At 55.5% G+C, this 22,016-nt stretch carries 23 protein-coding genes and 1 pseudogene; 16 read left to right on the top strand and 8 right to left on the bottom strand.

The features are described 5' to 3' along the window. Window positions 1-242 precede the first annotated feature (242 nt). The 8 genes from mhpD (at window position 243) to ppsA (ending at window position 8,337) form a co-directional block, all read left to right on the top strand. Entirely contained in the window at window positions 243-1,013 is a 771-nt protein-coding gene (gene mhpD / locus SAQUA_RS20345) for a 2-keto-4-pentenoate hydratase (protein WP_404413219.1), read from the top strand. After that, window positions 1,010-1,957, top strand: coding sequence for an acetaldehyde dehydrogenase (acetylating) (locus SAQUA_RS20340; protein WP_380674505.1), 948 nt, complete (start codon window positions 1,010-1,012; stop codon window positions 1,955-1,957). The genes mhpD and SAQUA_RS20340 overlap by 4 nt, the downstream gene beginning before the upstream one ends. Then, complete coding sequence (dmpG, locus tag SAQUA_RS20335) at window positions 1,954-2,991, top strand: 4-hydroxy-2-oxovalerate aldolase (protein ID WP_380674503.1); 1,038 nt, start codon at window positions 1,954-1,956, stop codon at window positions 2,989-2,991. Before SAQUA_RS20340 ends, dmpG begins: the two co-directional genes overlap by 4 nt. Beyond that, complete coding sequence (locus SAQUA_RS20330; RefSeq protein ID WP_380674501.1) at window positions 2,988-3,770, top strand: 2-keto-4-pentenoate hydratase; 783 nt, start codon at window positions 2,988-2,990, stop codon at window positions 3,768-3,770. The genes dmpG and SAQUA_RS20330 overlap by 4 nt, the downstream gene beginning before the upstream one ends. Next, entirely contained in the window at window positions 3,767-4,186 is a 420-nt protein-coding gene (locus tag SAQUA_RS20325; RefSeq protein WP_380674499.1) for a RidA family protein, read from the top strand. Before SAQUA_RS20330 ends, SAQUA_RS20325 begins: the two co-directional genes overlap by 4 nt. Window positions 4,187-4,225: 39 nt before the next feature. After that, entirely contained in the window at window positions 4,226-4,795 is a 570-nt protein-coding gene (locus SAQUA_RS20320; RefSeq protein WP_380674497.1) for a 3-hydroxyanthranilate 3,4-dioxygenase, read from the top strand. Further along, window positions 4,795-5,781, top strand: coding sequence for an amidohydrolase family protein (locus SAQUA_RS20315; RefSeq protein ID WP_380674495.1), 987 nt, complete (start codon window positions 4,795-4,797; stop codon window positions 5,779-5,781). Before SAQUA_RS20320 ends, SAQUA_RS20315 begins: the two co-directional genes overlap by 1 nt. 177 nt (window positions 5,782-5,958) lie before the next feature. Continuing rightward, window positions 5,959-8,337 carry a phosphoenolpyruvate synthase gene (ppsA, locus tag SAQUA_RS20310; RefSeq protein ID WP_380674493.1) on the top strand — a complete coding sequence of 793 codons (2,379 nt, stop codon included), beginning with the start codon at window positions 5,959-5,961 and terminating at the stop codon, window positions 8,335-8,337. A 96-nt stretch (window positions 8,338-8,433) separates the two neighbouring features. Here ppsA and pcaD read toward each other — a convergent pair whose 3' ends face one another. From pcaD to SAQUA_RS20290, 4 genes are read right to left on the bottom strand one after another with little or no spacing between them, the layout of a single operon-like run. Then, window positions 8,434-9,189: a 3-oxoadipate enol-lactonase gene (gene pcaD / locus SAQUA_RS20305; protein WP_380674491.1), complete on the bottom strand. Its 756-nt coding sequence runs from the start codon at window positions 9,187-9,189 to the stop codon at window positions 8,434-8,436. Window position 9,190: 1 nt separating this feature from the next. Then, entirely contained in the window at window positions 9,191-10,393 is a 1,203-nt protein-coding gene (gene pcaF, locus SAQUA_RS20300) for a 3-oxoadipyl-CoA thiolase (RefSeq protein WP_380674489.1), read from the bottom strand. After that, window positions 10,371-11,051: a 3-oxoacid CoA-transferase subunit B gene (locus SAQUA_RS20295; protein WP_380674487.1), complete on the bottom strand. Its 681-nt coding sequence runs from the start codon at window positions 11,049-11,051 to the stop codon at window positions 10,371-10,373. The genes pcaF and SAQUA_RS20295 overlap by 23 nt, the downstream gene beginning before the upstream one ends. Before the next feature lie 9 nt (window positions 11,052-11,060). Next, window positions 11,061-11,747, bottom strand: a complete 687-nt coding sequence (locus SAQUA_RS20290) for a 3-oxoacid CoA-transferase subunit A (protein WP_380674485.1) — start codon at window positions 11,745-11,747, stop codon at window positions 11,061-11,063. Window positions 11,748-11,990: 243 nt separating this feature from the next. Between SAQUA_RS20290 and SAQUA_RS20285 the strand changes: the two genes are divergently transcribed. Beyond that, window positions 11,991-12,824, top strand: coding sequence for an IclR family transcriptional regulator C-terminal domain-containing protein (locus SAQUA_RS20285; RefSeq protein ID WP_380674483.1), 834 nt, complete (start codon window positions 11,991-11,993; stop codon window positions 12,822-12,824). Between the two features lie 11 nt (window positions 12,825-12,835). On the opposite strand, the gene SAQUA_RS20280 is transcribed toward SAQUA_RS20285, so the two are convergent. Continuing rightward, the gene (locus tag SAQUA_RS20280; protein WP_380674481.1) at window positions 12,836-13,753 is read right to left on the bottom strand and encodes a LysR family transcriptional regulator; all 918 of its coding nucleotides are present in this window, start codon (window positions 13,751-13,753) and stop codon (window positions 12,836-12,838) included. 112 nt (window positions 13,754-13,865) lie between these two features. Here SAQUA_RS20280 and SAQUA_RS20275 point away from each other — a divergent pair, with 112 nt between their 5' ends. The 7 genes from SAQUA_RS20275 to SAQUA_RS20245 all read left to right on the top strand — a co-directional run bounded on the left by SAQUA_RS20275 (window position 13,866) and on the right by SAQUA_RS20245 (window position 20,882). Next, window positions 13,866-14,975, top strand: a complete 1,110-nt coding sequence (locus SAQUA_RS20275) for a muconate/chloromuconate family cycloisomerase (RefSeq protein ID WP_380674479.1) — start codon at window positions 13,866-13,868, stop codon at window positions 14,973-14,975. Between the two features lie 28 nt (window positions 14,976-15,003). Continuing rightward, complete coding sequence (gene catC / locus SAQUA_RS20270; protein WP_380674477.1) at window positions 15,004-15,294, top strand: muconolactone Delta-isomerase; 291 nt, start codon at window positions 15,004-15,006, stop codon at window positions 15,292-15,294. Between the two features lie 157 nt (window positions 15,295-15,451). Further along, window positions 15,452-16,372 (top strand): catechol 1,2-dioxygenase, encoded by a 921-nt coding sequence (gene catA / locus SAQUA_RS20265; RefSeq protein ID WP_380674475.1) that lies wholly within the window; start codon window positions 15,452-15,454, stop codon window positions 16,370-16,372. 152 nt (window positions 16,373-16,524) lie between these two features. Next, the gene (gene antA, locus SAQUA_RS20260; protein WP_380674473.1) at window positions 16,525-17,916 is read left to right on the top strand and encodes an anthranilate 1,2-dioxygenase large subunit; all 1,392 of its coding nucleotides are present in this window, start codon (window positions 16,525-16,527) and stop codon (window positions 17,914-17,916) included. A 23-nt stretch (window positions 17,917-17,939) separates the two neighbouring features. Further along, window positions 17,940-18,440: an anthranilate 1,2-dioxygenase small subunit gene (antB, locus tag SAQUA_RS20255; protein WP_380674471.1), complete on the top strand. Its 501-nt coding sequence runs from the start codon at window positions 17,940-17,942 to the stop codon at window positions 18,438-18,440. Window positions 18,441-18,502: 62 nt separating this feature from the next. Then, entirely contained in the window at window positions 18,503-19,516 is a 1,014-nt protein-coding gene (gene antC / locus SAQUA_RS20250; protein WP_380674468.1) for an anthranilate 1,2-dioxygenase electron transfer component AntC, read from the top strand. 37 nt (window positions 19,517-19,553) lie between these two features. Continuing rightward, the gene (locus SAQUA_RS20245) at window positions 19,554-20,882 is read left to right on the top strand and encodes an MFS transporter (RefSeq protein WP_380674466.1); all 1,329 of its coding nucleotides are present in this window, start codon (window positions 19,554-19,556) and stop codon (window positions 20,880-20,882) included. A 170-nt stretch (window positions 20,883-21,052) separates the two neighbouring features. Here SAQUA_RS20245 and SAQUA_RS20240 read toward each other — a convergent pair whose 3' ends face one another. From SAQUA_RS20240 to SAQUA_RS20230, 3 genes and pseudogenes are all read right to left on the bottom strand, one after another. Next, window positions 21,053-21,469, bottom strand: coding sequence for a type II toxin-antitoxin system VapC family toxin (locus SAQUA_RS20240; RefSeq protein WP_380674464.1), 417 nt, complete (start codon window positions 21,467-21,469; stop codon window positions 21,053-21,055). Then, window positions 21,466-21,696 (bottom strand): type II toxin-antitoxin system VapB family antitoxin, encoded by a 231-nt coding sequence (vapB, locus tag SAQUA_RS20235; protein WP_380674462.1) that lies wholly within the window; start codon window positions 21,694-21,696, stop codon window positions 21,466-21,468. The genes SAQUA_RS20240 and vapB overlap by 4 nt, the downstream gene beginning before the upstream one ends. Before the next feature lie 90 nt (window positions 21,697-21,786). Then, a pseudogene (locus SAQUA_RS20230) lies at window positions 21,787-21,970 on the bottom strand (IS6 family transposase); the annotation flags it as partial. Window positions 21,971-22,016 lie beyond the last annotated feature (46 nt).

Genomic DNA, 22,016 nt, shown 5'->3' with positions numbered 1-22,016 from the left:
AAATCGGTTGTTGATTCGACTATGGCATAACTTTAGGGAATAGCAAAACCCGCTTTATTCATTTTCGCTTATTACCAGTCTGGCTAGACTGCCACTATACCCAATCTCAATGGCATTCCTCGCAGGGGGCAACATGCTGCAGCGATGTCAGGTAGTAGGGAAAACGTCCATGCCCCGTGACAAACAAACAGGAGAGTCATGTGTCAAATCAACTGAAGCCTTCTTATCATGAAGCCGCCAGAATGCTCAGGCAGGCGGCCAGCAGTGGCCAGCCCTGCGCGCCGGTTCGTAACCTGATTGGCACCAGTGATATCGATGCCGCCTACGCCGTACAGCGACTGAATAACGACTACCAGATTGAAGAGGGGCGTCGCCTGGTTGGCAGCAAAATCGGGCTGACTTCCCCTGCGGTGCAAAAGCAACTGGGGGTTAACCAGCCGGATTTTGGCCGCTTGTTTGCCGACATGGCGCTGTGTGACGGGGAAGAAATTGCTGCGGGTCGCCTGATCCAACCCAAGGTGGAAGCCGAGATCGTCCTGGTGCTTGAACACGATCTGCCCCATGAGAAACACACGCTCGCCGATCTGATCCGCGCCACCGCCTACCTGTTGCCAGCCATTGAGATCGTAGACAGCCGCATTGCCGGTTGGGATATCTCGCTGGCGGACACCATTGCCGATAACGCCTCTTGCGGTCTGTTTGTGCTGGGTAACCGCCCGGTACAGTTGAAAGATCTGGATCTGCTTGGCTGCGGAATGGTGCTGGAGCGAGCTGGGGAGCCGGTTTCGGTAGGGGCCGGAGCGGCCTGCCTGGGCAACCCGCTACTCGCCGCACTGTGGTTGGCCGACACGTTGGCACAACGGGGTGATGCACTGAAGGCGGGCGATATTATCCTCACCGGCGCGTTAGGGCCGATGGTGGCCGCCAGCGCAGGGGACGTGTTTACCGCCCGTATTGAAGGCCTTGGGCAAGTTAGCGCCCGCTTCGCACATGCCGCTGGAGGCACGCAATGAGTCAGTCAGCACAGATTTCTGCCGCCATTATCGGTTCAGGCAATATTGGTACCGATCTTATGATCAAGATCCTACGCCAGGGAAAACGCCTGAAAATGGCGGCAATGGTGGGCATCGATCCCGCCTCTGATGGCTTGGCCCGTGCCAGCCGGATGGGTGTGGCGACCACCCATGAAGGGATCGACGGGCTGTTGGCCCTGCCGGATTTCAGTGAGATCAAAGTCGTGTTTGACGCCACTTCTGCCGGGGCGCACGCCCATCACAACAAACTGCTGCAACAACACGGCGTGCGGGTGATCGATCTGACCCCGGCGGCCATCGGCCCCTACGTGGTGCCAGTGGTTAACCTGGAGAAACAGGGCGATGCGCCAAATCTGAATATGGTCACCTGCGGTGGGCAAGCCACCATTCCGATGGTGGCCGCCGTTGCCAGCGTCACCGACGTTTACTATGCGGAAATCGTGGCCTCGATCTCCAGCCGTTCCGCTGGCCCCGGTACCCGCGCCAATATCGACGAATTTACCGAGACCACCTCGCAGGCGCTGCAAACGGTGGGCGGGGCAAGACGTGGCAAAGCCATCATTATCCTCAACCCGGCCGAGCCGCCGCTGATGATGCGCGATACCGTTTTCTGCCTGACGCCACCCGGTCAGCAGCATGTTATCAGCGAAGCGGTTACCGCCATGGTCGCCAAAGTACAAGAGTACGTACCGGGCTATCGGTTGAAGCAGGAAGTACAGTTTGACGTGATATCCCCGGCTGATGCGCCTCTTTATCCCGATCTGGGGCCTGAAGGTGGCCTGAAAGTTTCCATATTTCTGGAGGTTGAAGGTGCTGCCCACTATCTGCCGGCCTACGCTGGCAACCTCGATATCATGACGTCAGCCGCACTGGCCTGCGGTGAACATATCGCCGCCCGTCTGCTGCAGCATCAGGGAGTATGAAGATGAAAAAACTGTATATCTCCGACGTAACGCTGCGTGACGGTTCCCACGTTGTGCGCCACCGTTACACGTTGCCGCAGGTGCGGCAGATCGCCGCCGCGCTGGATCGTGCCGGTGTTGACTCTATCGAAGTGGCCCATGGTGACGGGCTGTCAGGTTCCAGCCTGAACTACGGCTTTGGCGCACATAGCGATGTTGAGTGGATCGCCGCTGCGGCAGAATCGGTCAGCAACGCCAGGATCGCCACGCTGCTGTTGCCGGGGATCGGTACCGTTCACGATCTTCGCAATGCCTATGATGCAGGTGCACGTGTAGTGCGCGTCGCTACCCACTGTACCGAAGCTGACATTTCACGCCAGCACATCGCCTATGCCCGTGAACTGGGGATGGATACCGTCGGTTTTCTGATGATGTCCCACATGGCTGAACCGAAAAAACTGGCGCAGCAGGCCAAGCTGATGGAGTCCTACGGAGCTACCTGTATTTATGTGGTCGACTCCGGCGGTGCGATGCTGATGCAGGATATCCGTGACCGTTTCCGTGCTCTGCGCGACGTGCTTAACGAAAACACCGAAATCGGCATGCACGCTCACCACAATCTGGCACTGGGTGTTGCCAACTCCATCGTTGCGGTGGAAGAAGGCTGCCAGCGGGTTGATGCTTCGCTGGCCGGGCAGGGGGCGGGGGCGGGAAATGCGCCGCTTGAAGTGTTTATTGCCGCTGTCGATCGTCTGGGCTGGAACCATGGCTGCGATCTGATGCAACTGATGGATGCGGCCGACGACCTGGTGCGTCCGCTGCAAGATCGCCCGGTGCGTGTCGACCGTGAAAGCCTATCGCTGGGCTACGCCGGTGTTTATTCCAGTTTCCTGCGCCATGCCGAGAAAGCCGCAGAACGCTATCAGCTCAAAGCCGCCGATATTTTGCTGGAAGTTGGTCGCCGCCACATGGTGGGCGGGCAGGAAGATATGATCGTGGATGTCGCCCTGGATTTGCTGGCGCAGCGGGCAGGGAAACAGGAGAAAACCGTATGAGCAAAATAATGGATCTGACCGCCTTGGCTACCCAGTTGGACCAAGCCACGTTGCGCCAGCAAGCCGCAGCACAGTTAACTGGGCAAGTAGAACTGGATCTTGCCACCGCCTACCGTGTGCAGGCGGAGGGGATCCGCCTACGTGAGCAGCGTGGCGAGCGCCGTGTCGGCCTGAAGCTGGGCTTTACCAGCCGCGCCAAAATGCAGCAAATGGGGGTCGATCATCTGATCTGGGGGGAACTGACCGACGCGATGCAGATCGAAGAAGGCGGTTCACTGGATCTGAGCGAGTTGATCCACCCACGCGTTGAGCCTGAGCTCTGTTTTATCACCAGTAAAGAGATCAATGGCCCGTTATCGCTGGCGGAAGCGGGTTTGGTGCTTGAAGGGGTCGGTCCTGCGCTGGAGATCATTGACTCCCGCTATCGGGACTTCCGTTTCACCCTTGAGGATGTGGTGGCTGATAACTGTTCATCCGCCAAATTTGTTATTGGTGCTTTGCAGAGTCCACTGCGTGCCATTGATAACCTGGGCGTTGTGATGAACTTTAACGGTCGCACGGTTCAGGTGGGCAGTACGGCAGCGATCCTCGGGCATCCGCTGCGGGCACTGGTACAGATCGCCAGCCTGTTGCACCAACAGGAACGCGTATTGCCAGCCGGTTCGGTGATCCTGGCCGGTGCCGCTACCGCTGCTGAAGCACTGCGGCCAGGGTTGCACGTCAGCGTTGATATTTCCGGTTTTGGTCGGACAGCCTTTCACACCGGGGGTGCACAATGAGCAGCCAGTCTTTAGTAGTAGAAGGAAAAGCGACCCCGCGCGGGCGCTTTCCACACCTGAAACGTGCCGGTGATTTTCTGTTTGTCTCCGGCACCAGTTCAAGATTGCCGGATAACAGTATTGCCGGTGCTGAAGTGGATGCCATGGGCGCCACTCGTCTGGATATCGACGTGCAGACCCGCGCCGTACTCGACAATATCCGTGACATTCTGCGCAGCGCAGGTGCCGATCTGAGTGATGTGGTCGAGATCAGCGCATTTCTTGTCAATATGAACGATTTTTCCGGCTATAACGCCGTATATGCCGACTACTTTGACTACGACGGTCCTACTCGCACCACGGTAGCCGTGCATCAATTGCCCCACCCGCACTTGCTCATAGAGATCAAGGCGATTGCCTATAAACCACAACAATAAGCTGTTCGTATCCTCTGCCCTACAAATCGGAGAATTACCATGTCTAACTTCAAATATGGATTACCGCTTAACTTCAAGAATTGGCTAGACACGAATACACATCTGCTCAAACCCCCAGTGAACAACCAGCAGATCTGGCAGGACAGCGATTTTATGGTCACCGTTGTTGGCGGACCTAATCAGCGCACCGACTTTCATGACGATCCGGTAGAGGAGTTTTTCTACCAGTTAAAAGGCAATGCCTACCTCAACATCTGGGATAACGGCCATTACGACCGTGTTGACCTGCGCGAAGGGGATATTTTCCTGATGGCCCCTCATGTGATCCACTCCCCGCAACGGCCAGAAGAGGGAAGCCTTTGTCTGGTGATTGAACGGGTACGCCCGAAAGGGGAAGTTGACGCATTACAGTGGTCCTGCGCCGCCTGCGGAACGTTGATCAAGCGCTATGAAATGGAACTGGAAAGCATCGTGCTGGATCTTCCTCCGGTTTATGAACAATTTTATGCAACCAGCGATGAAGAGCGCCGCTGCAGTAAGTGCGGTGAAATTCACTCAGGCCGCGACTGGCAGACCTGGCATCGCATACTCAAGGCAACAAAAAACTGATGAAAATAGATATTCACTCGCACTTCTTCCCGAAAATCAGCCAGCAAGAGGCTGCCAGGCTCGATGTTCAGCGGGCTCCCTGGCTGGCAATTGACGGGCGTGAAGGCCAGATCATGTTGGACGATAAGCCGTTCAGACCGGTCTACGACGCGTTATGGGATGCCGAATGCCGTCTGGAACAGTTGGATGAGCAGCAGATCGACATTCAGATCATGTGCGCTACTCCGGTGATGTTTGCCTACGACGTCGCCATCGAGCGCGCCCTGCCATGGGCGCAACTGATGAACGACCGGGCGCTGGAAATGGCATCTGCCAACCCGCAGCGTTTGAAAGTGCTGGCACAGGTGCCGCTGCAGGATAGCGATGCTGCCTGCCGCGAAGCCAGCCGGGCAATGGCCTGTGGCCACATTGGCGTGCAGATTGGCAACCACGTGGGGGCGAAGGATCTGGATCATGAGTCACTGATTACCTTTCTGACCCACTGCGCCAGGGAAGATATCCCGGTACTGGTGCACCCGTGGGATATGATGGGTGGATCGGAGCGCATGAAGAAGTGGATGCTGCCTTGGCTGGTCGCAATGCCAGCAGAAACGCAGTTGGCGATCCTGTCGCTGATCCTTTCCGGTGCCTTCGAACGTCTGCCGCGTAACCTGAAGCTGTGTTTTGCCCACGGTGGCGGCAGCTTCGCCTATCTGATGGGCCGAGTGGATAACGCTTGGGAACAACGCGATATCGTGCGTGAAGATTGCCCGCAGAAACCGTCAAGTTACCTGGATCGTTTCTACGTTGACTCCGCCGTGTTTGACCCACTGGCCCTCCAGTTTTTAGTGGATACCATGGGCGCAGAGCGGGTGATGCTGGGTTCGGATGCCCCCTTCCCACTGGGAGAGCAGCAGGTCGGCCAACTGGTTGGCAACTCTGCCCTGCCTGAGGAGAGTAAGCGTCAAATCCTGGGGTTAAACGCGCGTTCGTTCTTCTCACTGTAGTGAGTGTGGTAACAACCTGGCGGGGATGGCGTCAGCCGTTTCCGCCAGGTTATCAGCGCCACACTGCCTGATTCCAGCCCCCAATTTAGACTGTGTCGCTTAAACGTTCGCCAGCGGCGCCCACGTGCAATAAGGGACACTGCCTAGACCCTATTGATAGCAAAAAGGATTGTCTCAATGTCTAACAATGGATCAGACTTGCGCAATGTGCTTTGGTACAACCAGCTTGGCATGCACGACGTTGACCGTGTAGGCGGTAAAAATGCCTCCCTCGGTGAAATGATCACCAACCTTTCCGAACTGGGCGTGTCCGTGCCAAACGGTTTTGCTACCACGGCACAAGCGTTCAATGACTTTCTCGAACAAAGCGGTGTTAACCAACGTATCTATCAGTTACTGGATCAAACCGACGTTAGCGACGTTGCCCAATTGGCCCGGACGGGTGCGCAAATTCGTCAGTGGGTGATCGACACCCCTTTCCATCCAGAGTTTGAACGTGAAATTACCCTGGCTTACCGGCAATTGGAAGAGGGGGAAAGCAATGCGTCTTTTGCCGTGCGTTCTTCCGCTACGGCAGAGGATATGCCGGATGCATCGTTTGCCGGCCAGCAGGAAACGTTCCTCAACGTGCAGGGGATCGACGCGGTAATGGTGGCGATCAAGCATGTGTTTGCTTCGCTGTTTAACGACCGAGCGATCTCCTACCGGGTACATCAAGGGTATGACCACCGTGGTGTGGCCCTATCCGCCGGGGTGCAGCGCATGGTGCGTTCCGATATGGCTGCGTCTGGGGTGATGTTTACCATCGAAACAGAGTCCGGTTTTGATCAGATCGTGTTTATTACCTCTGCATTCGGCCTTGGCGAAATGGTGGTGCAGGGGGCGGTTAACCCGGATGAATTCTATGTGCACAAGCCGACGCTGCTGAAAGGCAAACCTGCCATCGTGCGCCGCAATCTTGGCTCGAAGCAACTGCGTATGGTGTATGCACCGTCAAAGGATCATGGCAAACAGGTGCGTATCGAAGAGGTGCCAGAGGCGCAGCGTAATCGCTTCTCGTTAACGGATGATGAAGTGCAGGCTTTGGCGCATCAGGCTTTATTGATTGAAAAACACTACGGCCGCCCGATGGATATCGAGTGGGCAAAAGACGGCCATACCGGCAAGCTGCTGATTGTGCAGGCGCGCCCGGAAACCGTGCGTTCCAATGAGCAGGTGATGGAACGCTACCTGCTTAACGGCAATAGCCCGGTGCTGGTGGAAGGGCGAGCGATTGGTCACCGTATCGGCGCGGGCCCGGTGAAAGTGATCTTCGATATCAATGAAATGGACCGCATTCAGCCTGGCGACGTGCTGGTGACCGACATGACCGACCCGGACTGGGAGCCGATCATGAAAAAAGCCGCAGCGATTATCACCAACCGGGGCGGGCGCACCTGTCATGCGGCAATTATAGCCCGAGAGCTGGGGATCCCCGCTGTAGTTGGCTGTGGTAACGCAACCGATCTGCTGAAAGACGGGCAAAAAGTCACCGTTTCTTGTGCCGAAGGTGATACCGGTTTTGTCTACAGCGACATGCTGGAGTTCAGCGTGCAAAGCTCTGAAGTTAGCGAACTGCCCGAACTTCCGCTGAAGATCATGATGAACGTCGGTAACCCCGATCGCGCCTTCGATTTTGCCCGTTTGCCAAACCAAGGCGTCGGTCTGGCTCGTCTGGAATTTATCATTAACCGTATGATTGGCGTGCATCCGCGTGCGCTGCTGGAGTTTGACCAGCAATCACCTGCGCTGCAAGCTGAAATCAGGGGATTGATGCTGGGCTATGACGATCCGATTGAATTCTATGTCAGCCGTTTGACCGAAGGTATTGCCACACTAGGCGCAGCCTTCTGGCCGAAGCCCGTTATCGTGCGTTTTTCCGACTTTAAATCCAACGAATACGCCAATCTGGTGGGCGGTGCACAGTATGAACCGCACGAAGAGAATCCGATGTTGGGTTTCCGTGGTGCTGGTCGCTATGTTTCTGACAGTTTCCGTGAGTGTTTTGCCATGGAATGTACGGCGATGAAGCGGGTGCGTAATGATATGGGGTTGACTAACGTCGAGGTGATGGTGCCGTTTGTCCGTACTGTGGCGCAGGCTGAAGCGGTAGTCGCCGAATTGGCTCGTCAGGGGCTCAAGCGCGGTGAGAATGGCTTGAAGATGATCATGATGTGCGAGATCCCTGCCAACGCTCTGTTGGCCGATCAGTTCCTCGAACATTTTGACGGGTTCTCCATCGGCTCCAACGACATGACACAGCTCGCCCTGGGGCTGGATCGCGATTCGGGGGTGGTTTCCGAACTGTTCGATGAACGCAACGAAGCGGTTAAAATGCTGCTTACTTTGGCAATACAGGCCGCCAAGCGGCAGGGTAAGTACGTGGGCATTTGTGGGCAAGGGCCATCGGACCATGAAGATTTTGCCGAGTGGTTAATGGAGCAGGGGATCGACAGCTTGTCGCTTAACCCGGATACCGTGGTGCGAACCTGGATGAATTTGGCGCAGAAAAGGTAATCGTTCCTTCGGGTATAAAATCAAAACCGCAGCTGAGAAGTTGCGGTTTTTTATCAGTGCCCCTGCACCCGTTGGTTTAACTTTTACCGCCGATCTTCAATCAGCAAAAAACTGCGTTATCTGCTGGTTGAAAAGCTGCGGACAAGCCACGTTCGAAATATGTGAGGTTGGCAGTAGTGCCAGTTTTGCCTTGGGCGCATGGGCGACCAGCCATTGAGCATCTGCTACGGTAGTGACCGGATCCTGCTCACCGGCAATCACCAGCATGGGAGCAAGCATATGCGGCACTTCAGCACGCAGGTCGGCCTGCGCCAAAGCCTCACAGCAGGCCGCGTAGCCAGCCGCATTGCCCTGTGCCAATTGCCCTATCAGGGCCGCGACCTGTTGCTGTTCGTGATGCTGGAACTCCTCGCTGAACCAGCGGGCAGGGGAGGCGGCGGCGATAGGTGCCAAGCCTTCCTGACGCACCTGTTGCGCACGCTGTTGCCAACCTTCGGCGCTGCCAATACGGGCGGCGGTGTTGGCCACCGCCAGTTTATGGAAACGATGCGGGTGGAAGCGGTTAAGCCACAGCCCGGTCAATCCGCCCATGGAAATGCCACAGAAATAGGCCCGTTCAACATCCAGGCTATCAAGCAGGGCGATCACGTCTTGGCCGAGGATCTCCAGCGTGAGCGGCCCCTGCGGCAATGGGGTGGTACCATGCCCCCGCTGGTTGTAGCGCAACAGGCGGAATCTTTCGCTTAGCGCGGCAATTTGTGGTTGCCATAATTCAAGGGTGGTACCCAGTGAATTGGACAGCACCAGCAGTGGCGCTGCGCTCGGACCATCCAGACGATAGTCGATATCCATCCTATACCCTCTCAATAATCAGCGCGATGCCTTGGCCGACGCCGATACACATGGCACACAGCCCATAGCGGCCGCCCGTTCTCTGCAATTGCCAGGCGGCATTCATCACCAGCCTGCCACCGGATGCGCCCAGTGGATGACCCAGTGCAATCGCCCCACCGTTCGGATTCACCTGTTGCGCGTCGTCTGCCAGCCCCAGATCGCGGGTGACGGCCAGCGCCTGTGCGGCAAAGGCTTCGTTAAGTTCGAAGACATCCATCTGTTCCAACCGCAGGCCAGCCAGCTTCAGCACTTTACGCACGGCCTGTGCGGGGCCAAAGCCCATAATGCTGGGTTCAATGCCGGTTACGGCGCTGGCGACGATGCGTGCCATCGGTTGCAGACCATGCTGCTGCACACCACGTTCGCTGGCCAGTAACAGCGCGCAAGCCCCGTCGTTGAGACCAGATGCGTTGCCGGCGGTGACGCTCCCTTGCGGATTAACTACCGGCTTCAGTTTTTCTAACGCCTGAAGCGTTGTCGCCCTTGGGTGTTCGTCCTGAGTAAAGCGCAAGGCTTCACCTTTCTTCTGCGGGATGCTCACTTCAATCAGTTGGTTGGCAAAGAAACCACTCTCTTGTGCGGCGGCGGTGCGCTGTTGGCTGCGCAGGGCGAAAGCGTCCTGATCGTGGCGGTTGATGCCAAACTTTAACGCAACGTTCTCCGCAGTCTGTGGCATCGACTCCACACCGTAAAGCGCTTTCATCTGTGGATTGATAAAGCGCCAGCCCATGGTGGTGTCTTCCAACTGCATGCTGCGGCTGAAGGCGCTTTCCGCTTTACCCATCACGAACGGCGCGCGCGACATACTCTCCACGCCACCGGCAAGCATTAAATCACTTTCACCAGTCTTGATGGAACGTGCCGCCATCGCGACGGCATCCAGGCTGGAACCACACAGACGATTAATGGTACAGCCGGGTACCGAGGTTGGCAGGCCCGCCAGCAACAGCGCCATGCGTGCCACATTACGGTTATCTTCTCCGGCCTGGTTGGCGCAGCCAAACAGCACATCGTCCAGCGCACGCCAGTCCAGCGTGGGGTGGCGCTGTTGCAGTGCCTTGATGGGCAGCGCGGCAAGATCGTCGGCGCGGATGCTCGCCAGACTGCCGTTAAGCTTGCCAAACGGCGTTCGAACGGCATCACACAGATACGCTGGATTCATGCTGTTTCTCTCCATGTTGTAGGGCAAAGGTTAACTCGACCGGGGTGATCTCCTGGAGTTGCTGCGGCGTTAGGCCGCCAAAGATTTCACGCACCACCAGACCTTGCGGGGTGACGTCGATGACAGCCAGATCGCTGTAGATACGGTCGATACAGCCGAGCCCGGTCAGCGGGTAGCTGCACTCTTTGACTATTTTGCACTCGCCTTTTTTAGTGACATGCTCGGTCATGACATAGACCCGGCGTGCACCAATCGCCAAATCCATCGCCCCGCCTACGGCCGGTATGGCACCCGGTGCCCCGGTGCTCCAGTTGGCCAGATCGCCACGCTCTGAAACCTGGTAAGCCCCTAATACACAGATATCCAAATGCCCACCGCGCATCATGGCAAAGGAATCACCGTGGTGAAAAAAACAGCCGCCGGGCAGTAGGGTGACCGCCTGTTTACCCGCATTGATCAACTCGGGATCTTCTTCCCCTGGCAACGGTGCCGGGCCCATACCGAGGATCCCGTTTTCGCTGTGCAGAAAGATCTCTTTGTCTGCAGGCAGGTAGTTAGCGATCTGGGTCGGGATCCCGATCCCCAGATTGACATAGGCCCCTTCCGGGATATCGCGGGCGATCCGCTCCGCCAACTGTGCATGAGTGAGTTTTGACATAAAGGTTCCTTAAGCCGAAAGCTGCTGCGCTGCCGCAGGGGCGACAACCACGCGTTGTACGAAGATCCCCGGTGTGATGACGGTTTCTGGATCCAGTTCACCCAGCGAAACCTGCTGATTAACCTCGGCAATGGTGCAGGTAGCGGCCATCGCCATGATCGGGCCGAAGTTGCGCCCGGTTTTGTTGTACTCCAGGTTCCCCCAGCGGTCGGCGCGTTCAGCCTTGATCAGCGCAAAGTCGGCTTTCAGCGGGAGTTCGAAAACGTACTGGCGGCCGTCGATCTCGCGAGTCTCTTTGTTTGCTGCCAGCAAGGTGCCAAAACCCGTCGGGGTGTAAATCCCACCGAGGCCAGAGCCTCCGGCCTGAATGCGGGCGGCCAGGTTGCCCTGTGGGATCAGCTCCAGCTCCAGTTGGCCGCTGCGATAGAGTTCGTCAAACACCCATGAGTCTGACTGGCGTGGGAAGGAGCAAATCACCTTGCGCACGCAGCCGGCTTTCAGCAACGCAGCCAGCCCAAACTCGCCGTTACCGGCGTTATTACTGATCAAGGTCAGATCCCGTGGGCGGCGGCGGATCAGTGCATCCAGCAGAGCATAAGGTTGGCCAGCCGGGCCAAAACCCCCCACCATCAGGGTGGCGCCATCTGGAATGTCGGCCACCGCGGCGTCGGTGGAAGGTATGCTTTTATCGATCATTGCCTCTCCTGAGTGTGGGGGTTGAATGAGGTGCCAAGCGTATTGGCTGGCTCTAACTTAGGGGATGAAAAATTGACCGACAAGTGCGAATATCAGATGTATGTGCGATTATCGGACAGTTTGTTACTTTGATGTTAATTTTGTGATGCAGGTAGATAATTTGGCATTTGCGATGGATCGCCACGCTGTTTCAAGTGGTGCTGCGTATAATGCTATGATTCATATGAAAATTTGGAGTGGGTGATGAGCGATAAACCGGAGTTTGCTAGCGAAGAGTTGCGGCGGTTACAGGAAATCCGTGAGTTGACCAACGATAAATACAAAGGTGATCCGGATTTTATGACTTCGCTGGCCAGGGGGTTGGAAGTGCTACAGGCATTTCAGCCGCAGTACTCGGAGATGTCAGTGTCGGAAATTGCACAGATCACCGCCATTCCCCGAGCGGCGGTGCGGCGTTGTCTGTATACGCTGAAGGCACTGGGATTTGTGCATTGCCCCGACGGGCGTCATTACCGTTTGTTACCCCGGGTGCTAACGCTGGGCCATGCCTATCTTTCCTCTTCGGAGCTGGCGAAGGCGGCGCAGAATTCGCTGGATTACTTGAGTAAGGTGCTCAATGAGTCCTGCTCGGTGGCAACGCTGGATGGGGACAATATTCTGTATATTGCCCGTGCTTCGGTTAAACGCATTATGACTATCGATCTGGGACGCGGCAGCCGTCTGCCAGCCTATGCCACATCAATGGGGATGGTGCTGCTTAGCGCGTTGGATGATCGGCAGTTGGAGGACTACCTGTCGCGTGTGGCTATCGAGCCGTTGACCGGTTTTACCGTCACCAGTGCCGAGGCTTTGCGTGCCCAACTGGAGCAAGTGCGCCGCCAGGGTTATGCGATCAACGATCAGCAGTTGGAGGTTGGTCTGCGTTCTATCGCTGTACCGATGTATTCGCGTAAAGGCGGAGTGGTGGCAGCGATGAACGTGGGGGTCAATGCCGCGCAGATCCCGGCGTCAGAACTGCGTGAAAGAATTTTACCCCAATTGCAGCGCACGGCGATGGAGCTGGCGTTATTGCTGTAACGCGGCCCGCCTCAATCCATTGGCGCGGGCTTTTGGTAGGCGATGCCTTCCTCTTCATACAGGGTGTAGATCATCTGCAACAGTGTCTTGATGTCTTCCGATTCATCCAGCAGCCGGGTGCTCATGATGATCGGCGAGACCAGATGCTGTTCATGCAACGTTTTGTAGATCACATCCTGACGCTTCAGGCTGTGCAGGCACTGTGGAACCAGAGTGATGCCTTCACCTGCGGCGACCAAACCCAAAGCCACCTGCAGTTCCCGAACCTCCATCACTTTGCGCGGTTCAAGCGCTCGATCATGAAACGTTGCCAAGACCTGATCGGCAAAGCTGGGGCGAGGGGTCTGCGGATAAACGATCAGTGTTTCGGATTGCAGGTTGCGTAGCGTCAGTTCTGGGATATGTGCCAACGGGTGATCAACCGCCAGAGCGGCTATCAAAGGCTCGTCGCGCAGGATGATACGGCGCACATTGGCATCTTCATAACGGATACGGCCAAATCCAACGTCAATCCTCCCGTCTTTCAACGCCTGGATCTGCTCCATGGTGGTCATTTCATGCAGGCCCATGGTCACTTCAGGATGTTGCGCCCGAAAGCGGCGGATCAGGCGCGGCATGATCCCGTACAGCGTGGAGGCAACAAAACCAATTGATAGTGAGCGATCAAGCTGCCCGACGCGGCGGGTCATCGATTTCAGTTCGACGCTCTGCGCCAGAAATTGCTGTGCATGTCCGTAGAGAAAACGGCCCGCATCGGTCAGCTTGAGCGGGCGTGAACCCCGCTCAAACAGTGAAACCCCCAGATCCTCTTCCAACTGCTGGATCTGACGGCTAAGCGGCGGTTGGCTAATATGTAGCCGCTCAGCTGCACGGCTGAAATTCTGCTCATCGGCAACGGCAATAAAATAGCGTAAATGACGGAGTTCCATAATTATACCTTTAAGGTATCAAGATGATGCGAAATCGGTGTTAGACGGCCAGCATACGTCGGATATATGGTCATATACAACCTGAATCCGCCAAGTTTGATACTGTAAAAGCATGATTAAAACTATTGAAACTCTGCTGCTGGATGTTCCGGCAATCCGTCCCCACCGCCTTTCGGTGGCCACGGTGAATGTACAGACCCTGGTGCTGGTCCGCGTGTTGTGCGAGGACGGCATCGAGGGTTGGGGAGAAGCGACAACCATCGGCGGCCTGAGTTACGGCGAAGAAAGCCCGGAAAGCGTGAAGGTCAATATCGACACCTATCTGGCACCGCTGCTGGTGGGGATGGATGCCAGCCAGGTAGCTCCGGCCATGGCCAGACTGCGCAAATCAATTCAGGGCAACCGGTTTGCCAAATGCGCGCTGGAGACGGCGTTGCTGGATGCGCAGGCTCGGCGGTTGAATATTCCACTCAGTGAATTGCTGGGGGGCCGGGTACGTGACGCGTTGCCAGTGGCATGGACCCTGGCCAGCGGCGATACCCTGAAAGATATTGCGGAAGCGGAAAAGATGCTGGAGCTGCGTCGCCACCGTATTTTCAAGCTTAAGATTGGTCTGCGTGCGGTGGAGTCTGACGTGGCACACGTGCTGGCCATCAAACAGGCACTGGGCGATGCGGTCAGCGTGCGTGTTGACGTCAATCAGGCCTGGAGCGAACGGGATGCTGAACGTGGGATCGCTGCACTGGAAGCGGGTGGGATCGACCTGATCGAGCAGCCTATCAAGGCAGAAAACCGTGCGGGTCTGGCCCGTCTGGCCAGGCGCTTTACCGTGCCGATTATGGCGGACGAGGTGCTTAAAGGGCCATTGGATGCCTTTGATTTGGCCACCCATGATGGTGCTGACGTGTTCTCGGTGAAAATCACCCAGTCTGGTGGCCTGACGCAGGCACGGCAGGTGGCCGATATCGCCACGCTAGCGGGGATTGGCCTGTATGGCGGAACCATGCTGGAAGGTGCGATAGGCACCGCCGCTTCTGCTCATCTGTTTTCCACTTTCAGCGAGCTTGAGCAGGGGACTGAACTGTTCGGCCCACTGCTGCTGACTGAAGACATTCTGGCCGAACCCCTGGTCTACCGTGATTTTATGTTGCAGGTACCGAACGGGCCGGGGTTGGGCATTGAGATCGACCGTGACAAGGTGGCGGCCCTGCGCCGTTGCTGATATCCCCAAGCTTAAAGGACTCATCGCTATGCTGTTTCACGTAAGGATGGACGTTAACCTACCGGCCTCGATGCCGGAGGCAGAGGCTACGGCACTCAAGGCAACGGAAAAAGCCCAATCGCAGGCGTTGCAGGCCAGCGGACAATGGCGTCATCTGTGGCGTATTGCGGGCCAGTATTCCAATATCAGCCTGTTTGATGTCAGCAGCATTGATGAATTGCATCAGTTGTTGTCGCAACTGCCGCTGTTTCCCTACATGAAGATCCAGGTTATGCCATTGTGCCGGCATCCCTCCTCTATCAGGGAGGACGATCGCTGATCCAGGCCGTTAATTGCATCACCTGCCAATGTTTATGTCGCTGTTCCCTACGGGTTGAATAACCGTAGGGAGAATAAAAAAGAAAGCCGTTAAAACCTATATAGCCGCAGGACTGTACCCCCTCGGCTCGCTAATAATATCAATACGGAGCAATGACATGACTCATAACGACATCGACACCCTGGTCAACAGCTTTATTGTTGACACCGCCAAAGGCGAAGTTAATCCACGCGTTCAGCAGGTTACCGTACGCATATTAAGTGATTTGTTTAAGACCATAGAAGACCTGGATCTGCAGCCAAGCGAGATCTGGAAAGGGTTGGAATACCTGGCGGAAACTGGTGCCAGCCACGAAATGGGGCTGTTGGCGGCAGGGTTGGGGCTTGAGCGGTTCATCGACATTCGTGCCGACGAAGCTGAAGCCAAGGCTGGCCTGACTGGCGGCACTCCGCGCACTATCGAAGGGCCGCTGTACGTGTCCGGTGCGCCGGTTTGCCAGGGATTTGCCCGCCTGGATGACGGTACCGAGAGTGCTGACGGCGAAGTGCTGTTTATGCAGGGGACCGTAACGGATGACAACGGCAAGCCGCTGCCGGGTGCCACCGTCGAGGTTTGGCACGCTAATCTGATGGGCAACTATTCGTTCTTTGACAAGAGCCAACCAGCGTTCAACCTGCGCCGCACCATTGTTACCGATAGCCAGGGTAACTATCAGTTCCGCAGCATCGTGCCTTCAGGTTACGGCTGCCCGCCAGAGGGCACCACCCAGCGGTTGCTGAACCTGTTGGGCCGCCACGGACGCCGCCCTGCGCATATCCACTTCTTCGTGTATGCCGACGGCTACCGCAAACTGACCACACAGATCAACATCGACGGTGACGAATATCTGTGGGATGACTTCGCCTTCGCCAGCCGCGAAGGGTTAGTACCGCAGGTGAATAAGATCGCCGCACCGGATCAGTTAGACAGCAAGCAACTCAGCAAACCTTTCTCGTCAATCGACTTTAACTTCACGCTGCATCGTGAACGTGCCGCCGCACCCGAAGCAGAAGTGGAACGTAAGCGCGCCCAAGCGTAGCCCAGCCTTTCACTGCCCCTGCTCGGGGGCAGTGAGTCTTTCAACACCGTGAATGACTTCCGCTGGCGCAACCCCTGCCACCCTTGTTTTTATATCCATATACCTGCCATTGCTGCCCATAAGTGCGGCACCAGGTACAGAGGAGTACGAATGTGAGCACGCCACAAGAGTTACAAAACTGGCAGCATATTATTGAAAACAGCCTCGATTTTCGTCCGCAGGAGGGTGTTTACCGCATTGCCCGCTCGATGTTTACCAACCAGCAGCTGTTTGACCTGGAAATGGAGCTGATTTTCGAGAAGCAATGGATCTTTGCTTGCCACGAAAGCCAGATCCCCAATCCACACGACTTTATTACCCTGCAGGCGGGGCGTCAGCCGATGCTGGTTACCCGCGACGGCAAGGGTGAACTCCACGCCTTGGCAAATACCTGCCAGCACCGGGGAGCTACGCTGACCCGTGTTTGCCAAGGCAACCAGAGTACTTTTACCTGCCCGTTTCACGCCTGGTGCTACAAGTCTGACGGCGCGCTGGCAAAGTTAAAAGCCCCAGAGGAATACGGCGGCGATTTTGATAAAAGCCGCCACGGTTTAAAACAGGCGCGTATTGCCAGCTATCGGGGGTTTGTATTTATCAGCCTGGATAGCGAGTCTGAGCAGAGCTTGACCGACTTCCTGGGGGACACCGCGCTGTTCTTTGACATGATGTTGGAACAGTCGGAAAACGCCGAGCTGGAAGTACTGCCCGGAATCTCGACCTATACCTACCCCGGTAACTGGAAGCTGCAGAATGAGAACGGGCTGGATGGTTACCACGTCAGTACCGTGCACTATAACTACGTTTCAACGGTAACCCATCGCCGCGAACTGAATATCAAACGCAACGGCACCAGCGACAGCACCCTCGACTACAGCAAGTTAGGTGCCGGGGATAAAGACACTGACGATGGTTGGTTCTCATTCAAGCATGGTCATGGTTTGCTGTTCAGCGATATGCCGAATGCGGCGGATGTTCGCCCTGGCTACGCCAGCATTATGCCGAGGCTGTTGGATCAATACCCACCGGAGCGAGCGCAGTGGACCATGCACCGCCTGCGTAACCTGAATATTTACCCCAGCCTGTTCTTTATGGATCAGATCAGTTCCCAACTGCGCATTATCCGCCCGGTGAGCTGGAACAAAACCGAGGTGATCAGCCTCTGTTTGGGCGTGAAAGGCGAGTCAGACCGGGATCGCGAGAGCCGCATCCGTCAGTTTGAAGACTTTTTCAACGTGTCCGGCATGGGAACCCCCGACGACTTGGTGGAGTTCCGTGAGCAGCAGCGTGGCTTTGAAGCGCGCAGCACGTTGTGGAGTGATATTTCCCGGGGGCATCAGCACTGGCAGTACGGTGCGACGCGTAACAGTGACATTTTAAACATTACGCCAGCTATCACCGGGGTCGAAATTACCCACGAAGGGCTGTATGTGAACCAGCACCGGGCATGGCAGCAGATGATGCTGGCTGGACTGGAGAAAAAAATAGCGCAGGCGTCGGTGCGCTGAACCTGCCATGACGGAGAAATATCATGCAAAACATTACGCCTGAGCAGCAGCATGCAGTTGAACAATTTTTGTACCAAGTGTCGGAGGCTTGCGACCAGCAGGATTGGGATCGCTATCTTGGCTACTTTACTGAAGATGCGGAGTTCCATGTACCGCAGTGGCGCAGTGAACATGAATATACGCGGGACCCGAAGCGGGAAATGTCATTGATCTACTATGCCAGCCGTTCGGGCCTGGAGGATCGGGTATTCCGCATTCGTACCGGTAAGTCAGCCGCCTGTACGCCGATGCCTCGCACGCTGCATCTGGTCGACAACGTGCGCTGCCAGACCGGGGAAAACGACCAACTGATCGTCAGCGTTAACTGGGTGACGCACTACTACCGTTTTGGCGAGAGCCGTCACTTCTTTGGCCGTGCCAACTATCGTCTGTGCTGGCAGGGCGAGCAGTTGAAAATCGCTGGCAAGCATGTGCTGGTGATGAATGACAAGGTCGACTCAGTGCTCGATTTTTACCATCTTTGATTTGTCTCGGCACGGCGGCTGTGGCCGCCGTTGCCATGAACAGTAACGATACAGGAGTGATCATGACCCATCGCGCAGCCATTATTTTCCGGGATGGACTCACGCAGTTTATTCAGGTGCAACATAACGAAAAACTGCTGGATGCGGCTTTTCGGCACGGGATCCAGTTACCGCTCGACTGCCGCGAAGGGGTTTGCGCTACCTGCCGTGGACGCTGTGAGTCGGGCAGCATTGAAATGGAATATGTCGATGATGATGCGTTGAGCGCCAGCGATCTGGAACAAGGCTATATGCTGGCTTGCCAGACGCGGTTGAAGTCGGCCGCCTCCTTCTACTTCGATGTTGATTCCAATATTTGCAATATCAGCCAGCAGCGCTATCGCGGGCGAGTGAGCGCGATGACACTACTCTCCGATACGGTGGCGAGCCTGGAACTCACCCTTGAAGAAGGGGAGCCTGAACTTCGTTACCTGCCGGGACAATACGCGCGTATTCAGATCCCCGGCAGCGAGGAGAGCCGTGCGTACTCGTATGCCAGCGCCAGCGCGCAGTCTTCAGTGGTGCGCTTTTTGATCCGCCTGTTGCCAAGCGGGTTAATGAGTGACTATCTGCGCCAGCGTTGCCAAGTGGGGGACAGCATCCACTTTACCGCTCCCTTTGGTGCGTTCTACCTGCGTGAGGTAAAACGTCCGCTGCTGTTTGTTGCTGGGGGGACAGGGCTTTCAGCCTTTCTCAGTATGTTGGAGAGCCTGGTTGAGCAGGGGGAAAGCGATCAGCCTGTCACGCTCTATTATGGGGTTAACCGTGAGAGCGAGATCAGCGAACTGGTACGGCTTAATGCACTGACCGAACAGCTTGGCAACTTCAGCTATCAGGTAGTGGTCGCCGATCCCGGTGCCGAATGGCAGGGGAAAAAGGGCTGGGTTACTCAAGCGCTGGAAAGCCATCAGCTACAACAACCGTTCGATGCTTACCTGTGTGGACCGCCGCCAATGATCGAGGCGACCTGCAACTGGTTGTCTACCCAGCCGGTTGCCGAACACAAAATTTACTTTGAGCGCTTTGTTTCCAGTTGAAATAAACCGAAAGGCATATTTATGCCAAGGAGAGCTTATGGCTCAGATTGATATAAACGTCGTTGATGTTACGCCAATAATCGATAATGCAAAGTTTCAGAATATCCATCGCCTGACTATTTTCTGGTGTGCTTATATCATTATATTTGATGGCTATGATCTGGCCGTACTAGGGGTTATTTTACCGAAGTTGATGGCTGAATGGGGCCTGACAGCCGCACAGGCCGGCCTGCTGGGAAGCTATACGTTAATTGGAATGATGATCGGTGCGCTCACTTTAGGCTCACTCTCAGATAAACTGGGTAAAAAGAAAGTGATAACGCTCTGCGTGATTACCTTCAGTTTATTCACCTTTCTCTGTGGGTTTACCGTTAATGCTTCCCAGTTTGGCTGGTGCCGTTTTATTGCGGGGATCGGCTTGGGGGGGGTGATGCCTACCGTTACGGCACTTACCAGTGAATATTCGCCGAAAAGTAAACGTAGTTTGATGGTGGGTTTAATGTTCAGCGGTTACTCTATTGGTGGCATGTGGGCTGCGATATTAGGTATCTATTTAATTCCTCTCTTTGGCTGGCAATCTATATTTTATGTTGCCATTTTCCCGATCTTTTTCTTACCCTTGATGTTAAAACATCTCCCCGAATCAGCCGCTTTTTTAATTAAGACCAAGCAGAATGAACGTTTAAAGCGTGCGCTGGAAAAAATTGATCCAGGCTATATCCACCAACCAGGCAGTGAGTTTATCAGCCAGTCAGCGACGGCGGCAGGACCGGTGAAGATGGCCATCGGTGATCTGTTTGCCGAGCGGCGCATGCTGAGTACGCTGATGTTCTGGCTGGTTTTTTTCATGTCGCTCTATGTTATCTACGGCATGACGTCCTGGTTGCCCAAGCTTATGCTGCAGGCGGGTTATCCTTTAGGGTCCAGTCTGCTTTTCCTGTTTACTCTGCATTTGGGCACCATTGCTGGTGCATTAAGCAGCTGCTGGTTAATGGATAAAATAAGTGGCAGAACGGTGTTGATTGGTTATTTCCTGTTAGGTTCGCTTACCATAGCGCTTCTGGGTAGCCAGACTTCGATGAGCCTGCTCTATGTGCTGCTGCTGATCGCCGGAGCCAGCACTATCGGTACTCAGATCGCCATGACGTCTTATGTTGCCCGCTTTTACCCCAGCACCATGACCTCGACGGGGTTGGGATGGGGGCTCGGCATGGGGCGCATCGGAGCCATTCTTGGGCCTTTCGCCGGTGGGTTGTTAATCGATATGGAATTAACACTACAGCAGAACTTTATGGCTTTCGCTTTACCGTCATTGCTGGCGGCCTGCTGCATGTTCTTCGTTAACCCTCGGTTGGCTGCTTCCTAGATGTCGCAATAGAAACTTGCCTAAAAAGCCCGTTTTTACTGTTGTTGGGCTTTTTGGGCATGGCACTCAGGATGGAGGGTTCAGGGTAAGGGACTAAGTTGGGTTCTGTTCGGGTGCGGACAAAAACTTGGCGTTGACAGTTATGAGTGGTGATCCCTTAAACCATCCGCTTACTTCACCCAGTCCTCCAACTTCAGGTCCGGTACCCGCGCAAATTCCCGCGTATTATTCGTCACCAGTATGGCGTCTGCCGCAATGGCATGCCCGGCAATCGCCGTGTCGTTGGGACCTATGGGTGTCCCGGCTGCAGACAGCACCGCCTTAATTTCTGTGGTGGCGTCCACCGCCGCTCGGTCCCAAGCCAGGACTGCATCCAGGCGGGCGCAGAATGCGTCGACCAGCAGTGCGTGGCGCGGGGAGGCCTTTTTTCCGATAGCGCTGAAGCGCATCTCGGCGTAGGTGATGGCCGAAATCACGATGCGGTGATTGCGCAGTACGGCCTGCTCAAGACACTTAATCACTGCTTCCGGCTGCTCGCGCATGATGAACGAGCAAATGTTGGTGTCCAGCATATAGGTCTTGTTCACAGGTCAAATCGTCCTTCGTCGTTGACGACGTCCTCACGCTCCGCCATAAAGTCCGTGTCGGCTTTTTCGAGTTGTGTGAAAGATCCCCAGGTCGGCCGGATGGGACGCAGGATGATGCGGTCCCCTTCCCGAAAGATTTCCAACTCGCTCACCCCCTCAAAATCCAGATCGCGGGGCAGACGGATGGCACGGTTATTACCATTCTTAAATATAGATACGGTTCGCATGTTGTCCTCTTGGTACTATGGCTTCATAGCTCTCTACATATGCTAAGTACATGTGGACTCCGTGCGTATGCATAGTGTTGGCATGCAAGCGTAGAGAAGTTAGGCGGATAACCCCGCGGTGAAGCGTGGAATGGTCAACAATAATGCCCCGCTCTGCCATCATCTCTTCCAGATTTCGCAAACTCAGTGAGTAAGTCAGATACCAGCGAACACACTGAGCGATAATATCAACGGGATAATGCAGGCGTTTAAAGGCATTTCGGATCAGAGACATGGTAGTAAAAATTAAAAAAAACAGTATTTTACCTTCATGAGGCTTA

The sequence above is a fragment of the Serratia aquatilis genome (assembly GCF_044865145.1).
GTDB lineage: Bacteria > Pseudomonadota > Gammaproteobacteria > Enterobacterales > Enterobacteriaceae > Chania > Chania aquatilis.
The sequence above is the reverse complement of the archived record's forward strand: the minus strand, read 5'-3'. Positions and strand labels throughout refer to the sequence as shown.

Coding starts and splice junctions, on each gene's coding strand:
- pcaF (WP_380674489.1), bottom strand. CDS start 10,393: ATGAATCCAGCGTATCTGTGTGATGCCGTTCGAACGCCGTTTGGCAAG.
- SAQUA_RS20280 (WP_380674481.1), bottom strand. CDS start 13,753: ATGGAACTCCGTCATTTACGCTATTTTATTGCCGTTGCCGATGAGCAG.
- catA (WP_380674475.1), top strand. CDS start 15,452: ATGACTCATAACGACATCGACACCCTGGTCAACAGCTTTATTGTTGAC.
- catC (WP_380674477.1), top strand. CDS start 15,004: ATGCTGTTTCACGTAAGGATGGACGTTAACCTACCGGCCTCGATGCCG.
- SAQUA_RS20315 (WP_380674495.1), top strand. CDS start 4,795: ATGAAAATAGATATTCACTCGCACTTCTTCCCGAAAATCAGCCAGCAA.
- SAQUA_RS20290 (WP_380674485.1), bottom strand. CDS start 11,747: ATGATCGATAAAAGCATACCTTCCACCGACGCCGCGGTGGCCGACATT.
- SAQUA_RS20340 (WP_380674505.1), top strand. CDS start 1,010: ATGAGTCAGTCAGCACAGATTTCTGCCGCCATTATCGGTTCAGGCAAT.
- antC (WP_380674468.1), top strand. CDS start 18,503: ATGACCCATCGCGCAGCCATTATTTTCCGGGATGGACTCACGCAGTTT.
- SAQUA_RS20245 (WP_380674466.1), top strand. CDS start 19,554: ATGGCTCAGATTGATATAAACGTCGTTGATGTTACGCCAATAATCGAT.
- mhpD (WP_404413219.1), top strand. CDS start 243: ATGCTCAGGCAGGCGGCCAGCAGTGGCCAGCCCTGCGCGCCGGTTCGT.
- SAQUA_RS20295 (WP_380674487.1), bottom strand. CDS start 11,051: ATGTCAAAACTCACTCATGCACAGTTGGCGGAGCGGATCGCCCGCGAT.
- SAQUA_RS20275 (WP_380674479.1), top strand. CDS start 13,866: ATGATTAAAACTATTGAAACTCTGCTGCTGGATGTTCCGGCAATCCGT.
- SAQUA_RS20325 (WP_380674499.1), top strand. CDS start 3,767: ATGAGCAGCCAGTCTTTAGTAGTAGAAGGAAAAGCGACCCCGCGCGGG.
- dmpG (WP_380674503.1), top strand. CDS start 1,954: ATGAAGATGAAAAAACTGTATATCTCCGACGTAACGCTGCGTGACGGT.
- pcaD (WP_380674491.1), bottom strand. CDS start 9,189: ATGGATATCGACTATCGTCTGGATGGTCCGAGCGCAGCGCCACTGCTG.
- SAQUA_RS20330 (WP_380674501.1), top strand. CDS start 2,988: ATGAGCAAAATAATGGATCTGACCGCCTTGGCTACCCAGTTGGACCAA.
- antB (WP_380674471.1), top strand. CDS start 17,940: ATGCAAAACATTACGCCTGAGCAGCAGCATGCAGTTGAACAATTTTTG.
- ppsA (WP_380674493.1), top strand. CDS start 5,959: ATGTCTAACAATGGATCAGACTTGCGCAATGTGCTTTGGTACAACCAG.
- vapB (WP_380674462.1), bottom strand. CDS start 21,696: ATGCGAACCGTATCTATATTTAAGAATGGTAATAACCGTGCCATCCGT.
- SAQUA_RS20320 (WP_380674497.1), top strand. CDS start 4,226: ATGTCTAACTTCAAATATGGATTACCGCTTAACTTCAAGAATTGGCTA.
- SAQUA_RS20285 (WP_380674483.1), top strand. CDS start 11,991: ATGAGCGATAAACCGGAGTTTGCTAGCGAAGAGTTGCGGCGGTTACAG.